The 16,284-nt window shown below is 71.2% G+C and carries 14 protein-coding genes; 5 read left to right on the forward strand and 9 right to left on the reverse strand.

Annotated elements, in window-relative coordinates; genetic code table 11:
- Positions 1–275 precede the first annotated feature (275 nt).
- A complete protein-coding gene (locus OGH68_RS13905) occupies positions 276–1,145 on the forward strand; it encodes a helix-turn-helix domain-containing protein (RefSeq protein ID WP_264250065.1) in 870 nt (289 codons plus the stop codon).
- 52 nt (positions 1,146–1,197) lie between these two features.
- Positions 1,198–1,785 (forward strand): Uma2 family endonuclease, encoded by a 588-nt coding sequence (locus OGH68_RS13910; protein WP_264243957.1) that lies wholly within the window; start codon positions 1,198–1,200, stop codon positions 1,783–1,785.
- Positions 1,786–1,973: 188 nt separating this feature from the next.
- Here the strand turns inward: OGH68_RS13910 and OGH68_RS13915 are convergent, their stop codons facing one another.
- From OGH68_RS13915 to OGH68_RS13940, 6 genes are all read right to left on the reverse strand, one after another.
- Complete coding sequence (locus OGH68_RS13915) at positions 1,974–2,336, reverse strand: colicin immunity domain-containing protein (protein WP_264243959.1); 363 nt, start codon at positions 2,334–2,336, stop codon at positions 1,974–1,976.
- Entirely contained in the window at positions 2,336–3,094 is a 759-nt protein-coding gene (locus OGH68_RS13920) for a hypothetical protein (protein ID WP_264243961.1), read from the reverse strand. Before OGH68_RS13920 ends, OGH68_RS13915 begins: the two co-directional genes overlap by 1 nt.
- A 7-nt stretch (positions 3,095–3,101) precedes the next feature.
- On the reverse strand, positions 3,102–7,868 hold the full coding sequence (locus tag OGH68_RS13925; protein WP_264243963.1) for a putative T7SS-secreted protein: 4,767 nt from the start codon (positions 7,866–7,868) through the stop codon (positions 3,102–3,104).
- Between the two features lie 2 nt (positions 7,869–7,870).
- Positions 7,871–8,536 carry a hypothetical protein gene (locus OGH68_RS13930; protein ID WP_264243965.1) on the reverse strand — a complete coding sequence of 222 codons (666 nt, stop codon included), beginning with the start codon at positions 8,534–8,536 and terminating at the stop codon, positions 7,871–7,873.
- A complete protein-coding gene (locus OGH68_RS13935) occupies positions 8,526–8,948 on the reverse strand; it encodes a hypothetical protein (RefSeq protein ID WP_264243967.1) in 423 nt (140 codons plus the stop codon). The genes OGH68_RS13930 and OGH68_RS13935 overlap by 11 nt, the downstream gene beginning before the upstream one ends.
- Positions 8,949–9,119: 171 nt before the next feature.
- Complete coding sequence (locus tag OGH68_RS13940) at positions 9,120–9,431, reverse strand: discoidin domain-containing protein (RefSeq protein ID WP_264243969.1); 312 nt, start codon at positions 9,429–9,431, stop codon at positions 9,120–9,122.
- Positions 9,432–9,655: 224 nt separating this feature from the next.
- Here OGH68_RS13940 and OGH68_RS13945 point away from each other — a divergent pair, with 224 nt between their 5' ends.
- Positions 9,656–10,813, forward strand: a complete 1,158-nt coding sequence (locus tag OGH68_RS13945) for an ALF repeat-containing protein (RefSeq protein WP_264243971.1) — start codon at positions 9,656–9,658, stop codon at positions 10,811–10,813.
- Positions 10,814–10,885: 72 nt separating this feature from the next.
- Here the strand turns inward: OGH68_RS13945 and OGH68_RS13950 are convergent, their stop codons facing one another.
- Positions 10,886–12,043 (reverse strand): acyl-CoA dehydrogenase, encoded by a 1,158-nt coding sequence (locus tag OGH68_RS13950; RefSeq protein WP_264243973.1) that lies wholly within the window; start codon positions 12,041–12,043, stop codon positions 10,886–10,888.
- A gap of 176 nt (positions 12,044–12,219) precedes the next feature.
- Between OGH68_RS13950 and OGH68_RS13955 the strand changes: the two genes are divergently transcribed.
- Positions 12,220–13,563: a UDP-glucose dehydrogenase family protein gene (locus OGH68_RS13955; protein ID WP_264243976.1), complete on the forward strand. Its 1,344-nt coding sequence runs from the start codon at positions 12,220–12,222 to the stop codon at positions 13,561–13,563.
- A gap of 545 nt (positions 13,564–14,108) precedes the next feature.
- On the opposite strand, the gene OGH68_RS13960 is transcribed toward OGH68_RS13955, so the two are convergent.
- Positions 14,109–14,606: a CGNR zinc finger domain-containing protein gene (locus tag OGH68_RS13960; RefSeq protein WP_264243979.1), complete on the reverse strand. Its 498-nt coding sequence runs from the start codon at positions 14,604–14,606 to the stop codon at positions 14,109–14,111.
- Positions 14,607–14,692: 86 nt separating this feature from the next.
- Between OGH68_RS13960 and OGH68_RS13965 the strand changes: the two genes are divergently transcribed.
- Positions 14,693–15,064, forward strand: a complete 372-nt coding sequence (locus OGH68_RS13965; RefSeq protein ID WP_264243981.1) for a VOC family protein — start codon at positions 14,693–14,695, stop codon at positions 15,062–15,064.
- 13 nt (positions 15,065–15,077) lie between these two features.
- Here the strand turns inward: OGH68_RS13965 and OGH68_RS13970 are convergent, their stop codons facing one another.
- Complete coding sequence (locus OGH68_RS13970) at positions 15,078–16,226, reverse strand: dipeptidase (RefSeq protein ID WP_264243983.1); 1,149 nt, start codon at positions 16,224–16,226, stop codon at positions 15,078–15,080.
- Positions 16,227–16,284: the final 58 nt, after the last annotated feature.

Genomic DNA, 16,284 nt, shown 5'->3' on the forward strand with positions numbered 1-16,284 from the left:
GACCGGATCGTGGAGGTACGCGACCCGGGTGTGTGCGACGCGGTCCCCTGCGATGCATAAGCCTTAAAGAACTCTTGAAAGAAACGGGCAATACCACCCGCCCACCCGTCCATGACGCCCGTCACTCGCGCGGGTGACATTGCCCAATCGGGCTGGATTTCAGGCGGGTTGGCGAGCATATGCTCGCCGCGACAACCCCAGACATGCGACGGCCCCCGGCCGGGACTGGCATCCCGGTCGAGGGCCTGACCACCGAGGAAGTTAGGCCCTTCCCGATGGACACCCAGCAGATTAGCGCGCCCTCGCGCGCCTCGTACCGCGTTCCCGGTCGCGCCACCGCTTTCGGTGTGATCCATGTGAACTCGATCCACACCACGCGCTTCACGATCGTCGGCAACCACCTGGCCCAGCACGGGCAGTTGTCGCTGACGGCGATCGGGCTGGCCGTGCACATCCAGTCGCTGCCCGACGGGGCGAAGGTCGGCATCAAGGTGCTCGCCGACCGCTTCCCGGAGAGCGAGGCCCGCATCGCCGCCGCGCTGCGCGAGTTGGAGGAGCACAGCTACCTGGCGCGCATGATGGAGCGCCTGCCCGGCGGCAAGCTCGTGACGCGCACGATCTCGTACAACCACCCGGAAGCAGCGGCCGCCACCCCGGCGCCGGCGCCGTGCCCGCCTCCCGTACGGGAACCGGAGCCGGAGCCCGTACCGGAACCGGCCCCCGCACCCACGCCCCCGCCCACGCGTCCGCCGCTCCCCCAGCCGCAGGCCCCCGACCTCGAACGCCACCGCGTCGCCACCGACCTCCTCGCCGGCCTGCGCCGCGACGAGCCGCGGCTGCTCCTCGGCGAGCACGACGTGCACCGCCTGGCCCCGGCCGTCGCCGCCTGGCTGGAGCGCGACGCCGCCCCCGACGCCGTACGCCACGCTCTCACCGCCAACCTGCCCGACCCTCTGAAACAGCCCGCGGCCCTCCTGGCCCACCGTCTCACCGCGCTCCTGCCACCACCGCTCCCGGCCCAGGCGCCGCCCTCACCTCCCAGGGCCCCGCTCCAGAACTGCGACAAGTGCGACCGCGCCTTCCGCGCCCCGGCCCCGGGTGAGTGCCGCGAGTGCAGAACCGACGACCTCGCGACGGCCGCCTAGCATGAAGGGGACGACCCCTGCCGCCGGGTACGGACGACAAGGAGCGAGCCCCATGACCATCGCCCCGGACGACGCACAGCACGACGCCCGCCAGTACCAGGTCATGCGCGAGTTCGTGTCGTCGATGGACGACACCCTTCCCGGCAAGTTCGAGATCACCAAGGAAGGGATCGTCCACGACATGATGTCGCCCGCCAGACCGCATGAGCTCACCGTGCTGCGGCTGCGCAAGCGCCTCGAAAGGGTCCTGCCGGACGACCTGGTCGCCCACACAGGGACCCCGGATGTCGAGTACGTGCCGGAGGGCATCATGCGGCACCCAGACGTGATGGTGATTGCCGAAGCAGACATGGAGGGCGAGGGTCCGTTCGATCCCCGCACCCTGTTCGCCGCGATCGAAGTCGTTTCAAGCTCGAACCCGGACAACGACTGGGTGAGCAAGATGCGGGACTACCCACTCCTCGGCATCCCCGTCTACGCCCTCTTCGACCCGCGTACCGCCTCCGGGGCCGTGCTCAGCGACATCCACAGCACTCCTTCCGGTCCTCGCTACGCCACCCGCAAGGAGTTCGTGTACGGCGAGGACGTCACCATCGGCGACTGGGCCATCGCCACCACCGACCTCCCCCGATACGCGTAGGCACCCGTCGCGCGGACGACCCGCTCGGCGACGCGCAAGCCGTGCGGCCCGGCCGGGCGTCACCTGCTCCCGCGGTCCTCCACATAGGTGTCGATCAGGTCGAGCAGGGCGTCGGCGCGGCACAGCACCGCGCCTGTCCGCCAGGAACCGAAGGCCCTTGTACGAGGGATGTGCGTGGCGGGCAATGGCTACCGGCTTCGGTCGGTTGCGGAGCGACGAAACTCCTCCCAGGCTCCACGCACAGCGGTTCGGAGTTCGTCGTCGTCGAGATCGCCGGGTTCTGCGAGGCCGGGCTCGATCGAGTAGTCCTCGAGAATCATGAACACCTGGTCGAGGAGAGCGCCGAGCGCCCCCAGAACTCTTTCGCCGTTCGTCTGGGACGTGCGTCGGGCCTGCCACCAGCCGTGCGCGAAGTCGGAGGCGCTGCAGGTCCCGTCGTCGAACGCGTTCAGCAGCGCCAGTTGCCGCGCTGCCGCACTGGTCGGGGCGACATCGTCGGGGTGGGACCAGGCCGGCGGCTGAGACCCGTGGCGGTCACCGTCGGCCGTCATCAGCTCCCGTAGTCCTCCACATAGGTGGCGATCAGTTCGAGCAGGGCGTCGGCCCGACGTCGGTCCTCGCGCTGGGCGCGCAGGGTCTCGTCGGCGGCCCGGAGGCGGGCGATGGCGGCTGGCTCACCGTCCACGAGGTCGTCGACCACCGGCGCGGTGACCAGGTCCAGGCACTCGGTGAGCAGCCGACGCGTGGCAGGCGAGGGGGGGGGTGTGTCGGGGTCGGCGTACGTGGCGGTCAGATACCGCGCCGGGTCGGTCAGGCTCCAGCCGACGACGGTGCCGTGCTGGACGAGGAGCGCCACGTCGGGGGCGATGCCGATGCGGGCCTCCAGCGGCTCGTTCAGGACGTCGAGGTCGCGCAGACACGTCAGCACGGCATCGCCGGGAGCGCGGCACAGCACCGTGCACATCTCATGCCGGAAGTCTTTGACCTCGTCCGCGCGGAGCCCGCCCGGGCGTACTTCGGGCGCGACGAGAAGGCGGGCCGAGTCCTCGACAGAGGCGGACTCTTCCGGAATCCGGAATTCAGCCCCGACCAGCCGTCGGCCGCTCGGGGCGAAGCGGAAGACGTCAGGGAGATCCCACAGCCAGTCCTGGCTGCCGAACGTGTGCGCGAGGAACTTCTCCCGTTCCACCCTGTCCGCATAGGGGGAAACGATCAGGAAGGTACCGCGGAGACGGGGAACGAGGTCGAGCGGTTCGCCCGTCACCGTCGCGGACCAGCCGCCATCGAACTTCAGTTTCGTCGTCGTCATCACTGCCTCATCTGATCTGTACTGCCGGAGGCTGGAAGCGGCCGTCCTTGGCGGGAATCCTGCCGTTCACGATGTCCTCGTGCGTCACCGGAGCGCCGGGGTCCGTGGGTTTACCGCCGAGCGCCGTGGCCCCGGACTCTCCCTTGATGCCCGACGATCCGTACGCCGTGATGGCCTGGCCCTGGGTGCTGCCGGGGCCGTCGATCACCACGATGTCGTCACCCTGTCTGAAGGTGAACGTCCCGGCCGTGCCTGTCGAGTGGTACACGGCGTCCGGGTTCTTGAGGATTTCGACGACCCGTTCGTCGCTGAAGGCGTGCCGGGTGTCCCCGTGGTAGTCGTGGCGCTTCTTGAACCCGCCGTCCTGTGCTTTCTCGACGATGTCGTCCACGATCTTGTTGATCCGCTTCTGGGCCCGCTCCTCCTTCGTGTACTTGGGCATCAGCCCCAGCGGGTCGCACCCGCTGTACGGGTTGCCGACGTACGCGACCGGGTTCGGCGCGGGAGCGAGGCCGAGGGGGTCCGGGGAGGTGTAGCGGCCGGTTTCGGGGTCGTAGTGGCGGAAGTAGTTGTAGTGGAGGCCCGTCTCGGGGTCGTAGTACTGGCCGGGGAAGCGCAGCGGCGTGTACGCGCTGCTGTCGCGGGCCCAGGCGGTGGTGCCCCACAGGGTGGAACGGGACCGCCAGGCGATGTCGCCGGATTCGTCGATCAGTTCGGTGGGCGTGCCGATGAGGTCCGTGGCGATGGCGAAGAACCGGCGGTCGATCTCCTCCTGGCGGCTGCCGGCGTCGAGGATGCGCTCGGTCTGGGTGAGGGGGACGACGTCGCGGTGGTCCCAGGTGAGGGCGACCGTGTTCGGCTGATCGGGCCGGTGGCTGGTCTGCTCGCAGAGGGTGAGGCCGTCCCAGGTGAACCGGATCTCCTCGACCACGCCCTCGCCGTCGGAGGCCAGGCGCAGTTTCGCGGTGCGGCGGCCCAGGGGGTCGTAGCGGTACTTCCACCGCGTTCCGTCGGGGGTGGTCACGGAGGTGAGGCGGTTCTCGGTGTCCCACTCGTAGCGCCAGGTGTCGGGCTTGCGGGAGAGACGGGTCTTCTGCCGCAGGGTGATCCGGCCCAGGGCGTCGTGTTCGAAGCGCACCGCTCCGGCGCGGGTGATCGTGGTGCCGGTGTAGGCGCGTTCTCCGGTGGCCTCGTTGCCCGGGTGCCGGGGCGGCCAGGATGCCGACGTCTGGTTGCCGGCGGCGTCGTAGGCGTACCGCTCCGTCCAGCCCTGGGCGTGGACGGCGGTGACCCTGCCCGTCCGGTCGAGATCGAAGGTGCGGGTGCCCGACAGCCGGTCCGTCACGGAGGCCAGGTGACCGTCGGCGCGGTAGGAGTAGGCGCGGCTGTTGACGGCGCGCGACCCGGCGGTGATGTGCTGCTCGGCCAGCCGTCCGGCGTCGTCCCAGGCGGAGGTCATGGTGATCGCGTCGCCGAGGACGCGGGCGAGTTCCCGTCCGGCGGCGTCGTGGGTGAAGTCGACGCGGTGACCGCCGGTGGTCAGGCGCTCGGGCCGGCCGCCGGCGTCGTAGGCGTAGGAGGTGACATGGCCGGTGGGTGTGGTGCGGCGCTTGCGGCGGCCCAGGGCGTCGTAGGCGTAGACGGTGGCACGGCCGTCGACCAGTTCGGTCTTGACCTTGCCCCGGCGGTCGTACTGGTACCGGAGTTCGCTGTCCGGCCCGGTTGCCTCCAGCAGGCGTCCGGCCCGGTCGTAGGCGTAGGTCGTCACCCGTCCGTCGACGTCCTTGCGGATCACCTGGCCGAGCGGGTCGCGCTCGAACGCGATGGTGCCGCCGAGCGCGTCGGTGCGCGCGGCGAGCCGGCCCGCGGCGTCCACCCGGTAGGTGAGGGTGCGGCCGTCGAAGTCGCTCTCGGAGACGATGTTGCCGGCGGCGTCGTACTCGTAGTCCCAGGTCAGCCCCTGCGGGTTGGTGACACGGGTGAGGCGCAGGTCGGCGTCGTGCTCGAACTCGTGGCGGACGCCGTCGGGCCCGGTGCGCGCGAGTGGCAGGTCGAAGTGGGTGTACTCGAAGCGGGTGACGCCGCCGGATGCGTCGGTGTGGGTGAGGCAGTTGCCCTCGCCGTCGTAGGTCCATGCTTCCGTCGCGCCGTCGGGGCCGGTGCGGCGGGCGAGCTGCCCGTCGGCGTCCCACTCGAAGCACGTGACCCCTCCCACCGGGTCGGTCGTCCGGACCGGGCGGCCGAGGGCGTCGCGTTCCGTGCGGGTGACGCCGCCGGACGGGCCGGTCACCTCCACAGGCAGCCCCGCCGCGTCGCACATCACCCGGGTCGTGGCGCCAAGGGCGTCGGTGACGGAGGTGAGCCGGCCGGCGTGGTCGTAGGTGTGGCGGGTGGTGGAACCGGCCTGATCGGTGACGGCCGTGCGGTTGCCGCGTTCGTCGTACTCGTGGAGCACACGGGTCCCGTCCGGCCCGACGACCTCCACCGGCAGACCGAACGCGCCGCGCACGGTGCGCAGCTCGCTGCCGTCGGGGCGGACGGCCGAGACGAGCCGGCCGTCCTCGTCGTAGGTGAAGGATGTGGTGAGGCCCAGCGGGTCGGTGCGGGTCAGCAGGTTGCCGCGCGGGTCGTAGGTGAACCGGGTGGTGTGGCCCAGCGGATCGGTGAGCGCCAGCAGACGGCAGTGGGCGCCGAACAGATGGCGGGTCACGTGACCGTCGGCGGTGGTGAGCGTGGTGGTGCGGTGGCCCGTCTCGGGATCCGGTTCGGTGTAGGCGAGGGTGATCTGGACGTGGCCGGCCTCGCCGCCCTCGGCGACGACGCGGTCGCGGTCGTCGTAGACGTAGTCGTAGCGGCTGTTGTTGGAGTCGATCCAGGCGGTGACCCGGCGGCGGTCGTCGTAGACGAAGGTGGTGGTGGCCCCGGACGGCTTGGTGACGGTGGTGAGGTTCCCGTCCTCGTAGCCGTAGCTCATCAGGAGAAGGTCCGCACCGCCCTCGCCGGCGCCGGCCAGGGACAGGGCGGTGACCAGGCCGTCGGCGACGGACAGCTTCATGTGGTGGCCCGCCGAGTGGACCAGGGCCGTCGGCACACCGTCGTCGGTGCGGTCGACGGTGATGGAGTGGCCGCCTCGTTCGGTGATGCCGGACAGCCAGGCGCGGCCGTCACCACCCGGTTCGCTGCCGGACGGGGCGGTGAAGTGGAAGGTCAGGCCGCTGTCGGGGTCGGTGACCGTGTAGTTGCCGTCCGCGTCGCGGGCCAGCTCGGTACGGGCTCTGCCTGTCTCCGGCCGGGTGGGCGCGTCGGGCACGGGGTGCGGGTACGCGACCAGGAGCCCCTCGGCGGTGACGTGGAGGACGCCGACCGCGTCGATCTCCAGCCGTTCGTCGACGGTGGACGTCCAGGCGGGACCCAGGAAGCGGCCGACGGCGCAACCCGACTCGGTGCGGCGGGTGAAGACGAGCGGCAGGATGCCCGGCAGTTCGACGTCGGTCTGGGGGAGGAACATCCGGCCCGTGGCGAGGTCCACCGGGTCGCCGCCCGCCTTGCGGTCGCCGTCCGGGGTGTTGTGGGTGCCGTCCGGGGTGTCGTCGACCAGCTTGCGCGCGTTCGCGACGTCGGCGGCGTTCTCGGCGATGCGTACGGCCTTGACGGCGGCGCCGCCACCGCCGGTGGCCGCGGTCAGGGCGGCGTCGGGGATCAGACGGCCGAGGCCCTCGTACGGGTCCTTCATGAAGTCGCTGACCATCTGCTTGCCCGTGCCGATGGGGTCGTTGGCGGCGACCACCAGCCCTGCGGCCAGGCTGTTGAGGTTGGTCGCGTATTCGGCCGGGTGCGTGAGGTTGTACGGGTCCAGGGGGTTGATCCCGCGGACGAAGTTCAGCAGTCCCGCGGTGCCCTTGACGATGCCGCCGCCGACGTGGTCGCCCATGATCTGCAGCTCCTGGAGCCCGTCGCCCAACTGCTCGGCGTACGAAGGCTTCTCGGGAGCCTTGTCGCGGGCGGCGCGGACCGCGGTGCGTGCCGTCTCGGCGGCTGTGTTCCGCTGCTTGCGGGCTTCGGCGAGGATGTCCTGCGCCTCTTGCATCAGCTTCTTGCCGGGGTCGTCGAACGTCGGGGCGGGGCAGGGCGGGAGCGTGGACGGGTTGCGCTGGTCGGCGGGCTGGGCGTTGTAGTGGTCGACCGCCTTGTTGTAGTCGTCGACCTTCTTGCGGTGGGCGTCGGCGGCGTCCTGGGAGGCTTTCGTGCCTTCCTTCCACTTGTCGATCGCCGTCTGGGCCCGGCCCTGTGCCCAGGTGACCGTGCCGGCGAACGCCTCCATCGCGCCCGCCGCCTTCTCGCAGGCGTCGGCACCGCTGAACCACTTGGGCGGCTGGGTGCTCACCGCGGTCCGCAGCGCGTCGGCCGCCTCGCCCTTGAGCTCGGAGGAGTTGAGGCCCTTGAGACCTTCGCCGGCGTTGTCGAACGCCGTCTGGAAGCCGCGGAGCTTCTTGGCCGTGGAGCGGATCTTGTCAGGGCTGCCGTAGATCAGTTTGGTCTTGTCCTCGGTCTGCCCGAGGTCCATCTCGTCGACCTCGGCGCCCATCCGGTTGGCGACCGAACGGGACTGCTCGCGCACCCAGTCGGCACCGGACTCCCAGCCGACGTAGTCCAGCCGGTCGGCGGTCCAGTTCCCGGCGTCCTCGACCCGGTTGCCGGCCCACTCGACGCCGTCCTCGACGACTTTCTCCACCGAGTCGGGCGTGATGTCACTGACGAAGTCACCGATGCCCACGGTCAGTTCCCCCCGGACTCGCCCTGTTGCTGTCCCTGCTGTGCCTGCTGAGCGCGTTCCTCGGGTGACGGGCCGAAGGTGTCGTCCAGCGCCTGGTTCCACTGGTCGTCGGAGATGCCGAGCGCGTCGTTGAGCATCTCCGACTGCTGGCCGCCCCGGCCCTCGGTGAGGACGGTGCGCCCGGTGTCCTTCCAGGTCTGCTCCATCTCCTGACCTGCCCGGTCCCACGACTCGGCGCTCCAGTCGGGGTCCAGGTAGTCCGGCGTGAACACGTCGCCCCAGTCCTGCTTCGTGATCTCCTCCTCGGTGGCGTGCGGGTTGCCGCCCATCACGGAGTTGACGCCCACCTTGATCGCGCCCTCGACGTACTGGTCGTGCTGCCACTGGGTGCCGGCGGCCAGGCCGAGGCGGTTGGCGAGCGCGCTGGCGTCGTGCACCAGGGTCCGCACACCCCACTCCCAGCGCTCGCAGAAGTCCTCGAAGTCGACGGACAGGCCGTGGTGTCCGGCCTCCATCCCGGTCATCGACAGCTCGGAGAAGCCCTTTCCCATCACCGAACCGGTGGCTCCGCCCAGGTCACCGAGCTGGTCGATGGTCGCGCCGACGCCCTTGGTGAACTTCGCGACAGACGCCTTGTCGAAGTTCAGGTCCGCACCGTCACCGCCCATGGCCACGTCCCTCCCCGGCCTTGTCGGTGTCGACGGCGACACCGTCCGGAACGATGCCGACCACCGGTGGGAAGAACATCGGCCCGTCCTCGGTCGCGATGTCCACGGCGAGGCCGGCGGGCTCGTCCAGGGACGGCACGACCTCGTCGACGATGCGCGCGCCCAGCAGCGCCGCGTAATCCATGGGCCGGTCACCGGCTGAGTGAAGCAGCGCGAACCGGGCCAGCGCGGCCTCGTCGGTGAACCCGCACACCCATCGCACCCCGCCCGAACGGGCCGACCAGAGACCTCCACCGGCCGTCGGCACCAGAAGGACGGAGCGGCGCATCTCGCCCACCAGCGCGCGAGGGTCGCCGACGCCTCTTCTCCGCTCGGCGATCCGCTCGGCCAGCGCTGTCCTCGGCTGCTCCACGGCCCTTCCCCCTCCTGGGCGACTTCTGGTGCCGTGGACATGGACGCGGCGACGGCACCCCGGGTTCCCGGGGCGTCCGCCGGGCCCGCAACCGGCGCGGGCCTGCCGCTCGCCGCGCGGATGCGGCGCTCGGGGTCGGGCGCCTCGGGCGCCCGACCGCCGGACGCGCCGTCAGGCTCGTACCTCGAAGCGGTAAAGGGAGTAGCCGTTCTGCCGCTTGAGGCCCCGCATGCGGACGTGGCGCGCCGTCACCGCCTGCAGGAGTTCCACGGTGTGGACTCCTGCCGTGGTCCGGCCGCGCCGTTTCGCGACGGTACGCCACCGCACGCCGGCGTCGGAGACCTGGAGGTCGTAGTCGCTACCGGCCCGCCGTCGCCCAGTCCAGCACGAACGGTGGTCACAGATACGGCGGTGACGAGGGTGCGCCGGGACATGCGGGGAACGTCGGGTCTCGTGTCCATCCTTGGTCCTCCGGGACGTCATGGCATGCGGATGACTCCTTTGGCGGTGGACTACACCACTTCACGCATTCTCGCCCGAGTTGGGGCCCTGCGGGATCCACCGGAGACGGCCCCGTCCCCGCCGTCGCCCGCATCGGCAGCGGCGGCCGGGGCGCGAGCGGGGAAGCAACGCGTTGGATCAACTGCGCGCAGGGACTTACAGTTGACCGACCGTTATGAAGATCATGTGAAACGTGGGAGCCTTCTTTGAAACTGTCCCGGATCGCCTCGGCGGTCGCCGCCGCCGCCATTGCGCCGACCGTACTGCTCGCGTCACCGGCCTTCGCGACTTCCGGGGACGGCGCTCCGGCGTCCAACCCGCCGGCTCCGACCACGCCCGACCAGGCTCCCGCGGACGACGACGCACAGGCCGAGGAGGACCGCGCCGAGATCCTGCGGATCATCGGCGCCGCCAAGCCCGGCTCTGCTGTCGCCGAGCGGGGCAGCGCCGCCATCGATGCAGGGCCGGCCGCGATGCGCGAGTTCCTGGAGACGGGGCAGCACACAGCCCGCGATCAGGACAACCGCGTCCTGATCGTGCAGATCATCAGCGTCGGCGGCGTCTCGTTGGTGGAGGCCGGGCGGGAGGCACTGAACGGCACACCGGAGGACCGCGTCGAGTTCCTGGAGACCGGACAGCACACCGCCCGCGACGTCGACAACAGGGTCCGCATCGCCCAGATCCACAGCCTCGGCGGCCCGGGCGTGCAAGAGGCGGCCGAGGCCGCCCTGCGGGGCACGCCCGAGGACCGCGTCAGGTTCCTGGAGACCGGGCAGCACATCGCCCGCGACGAGGACAACTCGGTGCTCGTCGCGCGGATCCTCGAGGCCGGCGGCCCCGCCGTTCGGAAGGCGGCCGACGCCGCGCTGGACGGCACTCCCCAGGACCGTGCCGAATTCCTCGAGACCGGGCAGCACATCGCCCGCGACGAGGACAACCAGGTGCTCATCTCGCACATCATCAGCAAGGGCGGGCCTCACGTGAGGGAAGCCGGAAAGGCCGCGCTGAAGGGCACGCCCGAGGACCGCGTCGAGTTCCTGGAAACCGGACAGCACGAGGCGCGAGCCCTGGACGAGAAGGCCGCGGAAGAGGACGACGACTCCGGCACCGGAGACGCCGGAGACGACAACGACGCCGACACGAAGCCCGCGGACGACACCGGCAGGACCGGGACTTCCGGCCCTGTCGCCACGACGACCACTGCGACCGGCAACCAGAACGTGACGACGACCGGCGGCAGCCGTACCCTCGCCGCCACCGGTACCGATGTCACCCTGGCCGCCGGCGGTGCGGGGGCAGCGGTCGCCGCCGGTGCGGGGCTGCTGTTCGCCCTGCGCAGGCGCCGCACTGGCGCCGAGGGCTGAACCGGGCGACGAATGAACGAACGCCCCTGCCGGTCCCGGCAGGGGCGTTCTTCCGTCGGCTCGGAGCGAGCCCTACGGGAGGTTGCGGGCCATCACGATCCGCTGGACCTGGTTGGTGCCCTCGTAGATCTGGGTGATCTTCGCGTCGCGCATCATGCGCTCCACGGGGTAGTCGCGGGTGTAGCCGTAGCCGCCGAGCAGCTGGACGGCGTCCGTGGTGACCTCCATCGCGACGTCCGAGGCGAAGCACTTGGCGGCCGCGCCCTGGAACGTGAGGTCGGCATCGCCGCGCTCCGACTTGGCGGCGGCCGCGTACGTGAGCTGGCGGGCGGCCTCGATCTTCATGGCCATGTCCGCGAGCATGAACTGGACGCCCTGGAAGTCGGCGATCGGCTTGCCGAACTGCTTGCGCTCCTGGACGTAGCCCTTGGCGTAGTCGAGGGCGCCCTGCGCGATGCCGAGAGCCTGGGCGGCGATGGTGATGCGGGTGTGGTCCAGCGTCTTCATCGCGGTGGCGAAGCCCGTGCCCTCCGCGCCGATCATGCGGTCGGCGGGGATGCGGACGTTGTCGAGGTAGACCTCGCGGGTCGGGGAGCCCTTGATGCCGAGCTTCTTCTCCGGGGCGCCGAAGGAGACACCCGGGTCACCCTTCTCGACGACGAAGGCGCTGATGCCCTTCGAGCGCTTCTCCGGGTCGGTGACGGCCATGACCGTGTAGTACTCGGAGACGCCGGCGTTGGTGATCCAGCGCTTCACGCCGTTGAGGACGTAGAAGTCGCCGTCGCGGACGGCCTTCGTCTTCATACCGGCCGCGTCGGAGCCCGCGTCGGGCTCGGACAGGCAGTACGAGAACATCGCGTCGCCCTTGGCGAGCGGCCCCAGGTACTTCTTCTTCAGCTCCTCGGAGCCGGAGAGGATCACCGGGAGCGAGCCGAGCTTGTTCACGGCCGGGATGAGGGAGGACGAGGCGCAGACACGGGCCACCTCCTCGATCACGAGGACCGTGGCGAGCGCGTCGGCGCCGGCGCCGCCGTACGTCTCCGGGACGTGCACGGCGTGCAGGTCGGAGGAGACCAGCGCGTCCAGCGCCTCCTGCGGGAAGCGGGCCTCCTCGTCCACCGCGGCGGCGAACGGCGCGATCTTCGCCTCGGCGAGAGAGCGGACCGTCTCGCGGAGCATGTCGTGCTCCTCGGCCGGGCGGTACAGGTCGAAATCAGCGGTTCCCGCCAACGTCTCTCACTCCCCAAGATGTTAACTACCGTTAAGTATTTCAATTTTAGACGCCCGCTCGGCCAGAGGCATACGTGAGCTTGGCGACAGCCGCCCGGCCGCGCAGCGGGCCTCTCCCCAGGGTGGCCCGGATATGCTCGGGCGCGCACCTCTCCCGCGTCAGTACTGGAGCTCCCATGGTCCTCAAGATCACCGTGATCGGCACCGGATACCTCGGCGCCACGCACGCCGCGGCCATGGCGGAGCTGGGCTTCGAAGTCCTGGGACTCGATGTGGTCCCGGAGAAGATCGAGATGCTCGCGGCCGGCAAGGTCCCCATGTACGAGCCCGGTCTGGAAGAGCTGCTGCGGCTGCACGTGGCCGGGATCGAGGGTTCCAGCGGCCGGCTGCGCTTCACCACCTCGTACGAGGAGGCGGGCGAGTTCGGCGACATCCACTTCATGTGTGTGAACACGCCGCAGAAGCACGGTGAGTACGCGTGCGACATGAGCTACGTCGACTCCGCCTTCGCCTCGCTGGCCCCGCACCTGAAGCGCCCGGCGCTCGTCGTCGGCAAGTCGACCGTGCCCGTCGGCTCCGCGGAGCGGCTCGCCCGGCTGCTGACCGAGACGGCCCCGGCCGGGCAGGACGTCGAGCTGGCCTGGAACCCGGAGTTCCTGCGCGAGGGCTTCGCCGTCGACGACACGCTGCACCCCGACCGGATCGTGGTCGGTGTGGAGAGCGAGGGCGCCGAAAAGCTGCTGCGTGAGGTGTACGCGACGCCGATCGGCGAAGGATCGCCGTTCGTGGTGACGGACTTCCCGACGGCGGAACTGGTGAAGACCGCTGCGAACTCCTTCCTCGCGACGAAGATCTCGTTCATCAACGCGATGGCCGAGGTGTGCGAGGCCGCCGGCGGCGACGTGGTGAAGCTGGCGGAAGCCATCGGGCACGACGAGCGGATCGGGAAGAAGTTCCTGCGGGCGGGAGTGGGCTTCGGCGGCGGCTGCCTGCCGAAGGACATCCGCGCGTTCATGGCACGCGCGGGTGAACTGGGCGCGGACCAGGCGCTGACCTTCCTCCGCGAGGTCGACTCGATCAACATGCGCCGCCGCGGGCACATGGTGGAACTGGCGCGGGAGGCGGTGGGCGGCACGTCGTTCCTGGGCAAGCGGGTCGCCGTGCTGGGCGCGACGTTCAAGCCGGACTCGGACGACATCCGGGACTCGCCGGCGCTGAACGTCGCCGGGCAGATCCACCTCCAGGGCGGCCAGGTGACGGTCTACGACCCCAAGGGCATGAGCAACGCGCGACGGCTGTTCCCGACGCTGGGATACGCGGACTCGGCACTGGAGGCGGTGCGGGGTGCGGACGTGGTGCTGCACCTGACGGAGTGGCGCGAGTTCCGCAAGCTGGACCCGGCGGAGCTGAAGGAGGCCGTGGCCGCGCCGATCATCCTGGACGGGCGCAATGCGCTGGACGCGGGGGCGTGGCGTGAGGCGGGCTGGACGTACCGGGCGATGGGGCGCCCGCGGGCGTAGCTCTCCCCCACCCCGCCCCTTCCCGAAACCCCTGCCGGGGCCGGACGGGGCCGATACCGGTGGGGCTGACGCCCACCAGCCCGCCGCCCAGCGGCAGCTGCGCGCCGCACCTCAGGGGTGCTTCACCGGCACTCGCGGGCCCCGCGCCGCACAGAGCGGGCGAGCGACCGCGGGCGTCGCAGGCGCGCGGGGCACGCCGGGGCGAAGCCCCCACCCCGCCCCTTCCCGAAACCCTGCCGGGGCCGGACGGGTCGATGTCAGTGGGGCTGACGCCCCACCGGCCCCAAGGCAGCGGCAGCTGCGCGCCGCGTGCGCGGGGTTCGGCACGGAAGTGCGCCGCGGCGCAGCGTCCCGCCCGGCCTGGCGGCACGCCGGGGTTTGCGGTGCCAGGCGCGGCCTGGTGGCACGCCGGGGTTGCGGTGTCCGGCGCGGCCCGGTGGCACGCCGGGGTGCAGTGCCAGGCGCGGCCCGGTGGCGCACCTCCCCGCGGAAGCGCGCCGAGGCGCGGCATCCTCCGCGGCCCGGTGGCATACCGGGGTGGGAGGTCAGGGGGTGCGGCGGGCGCGGTAGGTGCGCATTTTGGTGCGGGCGCCGCAGACGGACATGGAGCACCAGCGGCTGCGCCCGGCGGGGCTGCGGTCGTAGTACGCCCAGTGGCAGTCCTCCGCCTCGCACGCCTTGAGGCGTGTCCATGTGCCGTCCGCGGTCGCCGTGGCGATGGCTTCCGCGACGCGGGAGAGGAGCGTCGGCGGGCCGGCGGCGCGGACCGCGGCCGAGCCGTCGGGGGCGACCGCCACGCGCAGCGGGGCGTCGGTCAGGAGCGTGTCGAGGGCGGTCGCCGTGCCGTGGCCGGCGTGGGCGAGGCAGGCGGCGCGCAGCGCCTCGCGGAGGTCGCGGGCGGCGGGGATCTCGGCGGGGGCCAGGCCGAAGCGCTCGCGGGACGCGGGCGTGTCGAGGGAGTCCGCGCCGGTCTCGACGTCCAGCGTGTTCACCAGTGCTTCGACGAGCGCGAGCCCCCCTGGTGCGGGCGGCCTGTCATTCATGGTTGCGACGTTACCTGTTATGCGGGAGCATGCGGTAACCGCGTTACCGGTTGAAGGCGTTTACCAGTAACTACCGAGGAGGAAGTATGAGCATCGGCAAAGTCGGAGCCGTCGTCCTGGACTGTCCCGATCCCGTCGCCCTCGCCCGCTTCTACGCCGAGCTCGTCGGCGGGGATGTCGAGCTCGGCGAGGACGACGGCGACACGTGGGTGGACCTCAAGGGGTCCGACGGCGCGGCGCTCGCGTTCCAGGCGGCGCCCGGGTTCGTGGCGCCGGGCTGGCCCTCGGCGGAGAAGTCGCAGCAGTTCCATCTGGACGTGACCGTCGAGGACCTGGACGCCGCGGAGGCCAAGGTGCTGGCGCTCGGCGCCACCGTGCTGGACGCGGAGGACCGAAAGCGGTCGTTCCGGGTCTACGCCGACCCGGCGGGGCACCCGTTCTGTCTCTGCGCCTGCTGAGCCGGCACCCGCGTCAGAGGTCCAGCGCGCCGATGGCTACCCGTGAGGGCGCCCGGCGCGGCTGGGCGGCGCGGGCGGTGAACTCGGTGCCGCGCAGGACCCGGGCGACGTTCGACCAGGTCAAGCCGGTGACGTCCGCCTCGGGCCAGCCCCGTTCGAGGAGCTCCGCGATCAGCCGTGGCACACAGGAGACGTCCTGCAGACCGGCCGCGTGCGCCAGGCCCGTGTCGTACGCGCCGCTGAGGGCGAGCGACTCGGCCCCGGCGACGTCGCGGATCCGGTCCAGCAGGTCGGCGGTCTCGGGGAGTGTCCCGGCGGTGCACATCACCATGCACACGCCGTTGTTGGCCCGCAGTGCGCGCAGTACGTCATCGGGCAGTGGCTCGGCCTGGTGCGAGAGGAGCACCGGGGCCCTGGTGATCGTGAGCGCGCGGCGTACGGTGTCGAGCGCGCAGCCCGAGAGGTCGATGAGGACACCGAGCCGGTTCATCTCGCGGACCATCTCCTGACCGAAGGGCGTGAGACCGCCGCTCGTCCAGCGAGTGCCCGCAAGGGTCACGCTGCGGACGCCGAGTGCGTACATGGCCCGCAGGGCGGCGAGCGAGTCGCCGAGCGCCGGGCCCGCCATCGGGCCGAGGAGCACGGCGATCCTCCCGCAGTTGCGGGTGTCCACGACGTCGTCGGCGCTCAGTGCGAGCCGCAGGCCCTCGGGGCAGTCGGCCACCGTCGCCCGCACCAGGTCGATCAGTTCCAGCGTCGCGCCGATGGAAGGGGCTCCGGCGCTGCCGGCCGGTTCCGTCAGTGACCAGAACTGCGCGCCGATCCCACCCCTGCGCAGCCGTGGGACATCGGTCTCCAGCAGGCTCTCGCCGGCTTCGAGGTCGTACCAGTGCATGCTCTGCAGCACGGGTGCGAGACCGCTGTACCCGTCGATCAGCGGATGGCTGCGCAGGAGCTGCCTGGCGCGGGTGAGCGGGTCGGCGGGGGGCTCGGCAGGAAGCGCCTCGGGCACCGGTGCCGGGTCCTCGGCGGCCGGGTCGTCGGGCGCCGAGGGTTCCGGATCGGGAGGCGCGGACCCCACGGCCGCGAGTGCGTCGAGATCGCCGTCGAGGTCGTCCAGGTCGACGGTGGTGAGGGACGAGGCGTCGTGCAGATCTGCCATGTGCTGCTCCGGGTTCGCCGCCGTGTGCCGTTACGCCAACCGTGGCACGGGGGCAGTG

The sequence above is a fragment of the Streptomyces peucetius genome (genome assembly GCF_025854275.1).
GTDB lineage: Bacteria > Actinomycetota > Actinomycetes > Streptomycetales > Streptomycetaceae > Streptomyces > Streptomyces peucetius_A.

Bases quoted from the DNA above. Each gene is read 5' to 3' on its own strand.
- OGH68_RS13940 (WP_264243969.1), bottom strand. From the start codon at position 9,431: ATGACGTCCCGGAGGACCAAGGATGGACACGAGACCCGACGTTCCCCG.
- OGH68_RS13970 (WP_264243983.1), bottom strand. From the start codon at position 16,226: ATGGCAGATCTGCACGACGCCTCGTCCCTCACCACCGTCGACCTGGAC.
- OGH68_RS13910 (WP_264243957.1), top strand. From the start codon at position 1,198: ATGACCATCGCCCCGGACGACGCACAGCACGACGCCCGCCAGTACCAG.
- OGH68_RS13920 (WP_264243961.1), bottom strand. From the start codon at position 3,094: ATGACGACGACGAAACTGAAGTTCGATGGCGGCTGGTCCGCGACGGTG.
- OGH68_RS13905 (WP_264250065.1), top strand. From the start codon at position 276: ATGGACACCCAGCAGATTAGCGCGCCCTCGCGCGCCTCGTACCGCGTT.
- OGH68_RS13915 (WP_264243959.1), bottom strand. From the start codon at position 2,336: ATGACGGCCGACGGTGACCGCCACGGGTCTCAGCCGCCGGCCTGGTCC.
- OGH68_RS13960 (WP_264243979.1), bottom strand. From the start codon at position 14,606: ATGAATGACAGGCCGCCCGCACCAGGGGGGCTCGCGCTCGTCGAAGCA.
- OGH68_RS13930 (WP_264243965.1), bottom strand. From the start codon at position 8,536: ATGGGCGGTGACGGTGCGGACCTGAACTTCGACAAGGCGTCTGTCGCG.
- OGH68_RS13965 (WP_264243981.1), top strand. From the start codon at position 14,693: ATGAGCATCGGCAAAGTCGGAGCCGTCGTCCTGGACTGTCCCGATCCC.
- OGH68_RS13955 (WP_264243976.1), top strand. From the start codon at position 12,220: ATGGTCCTCAAGATCACCGTGATCGGCACCGGATACCTCGGCGCCACG.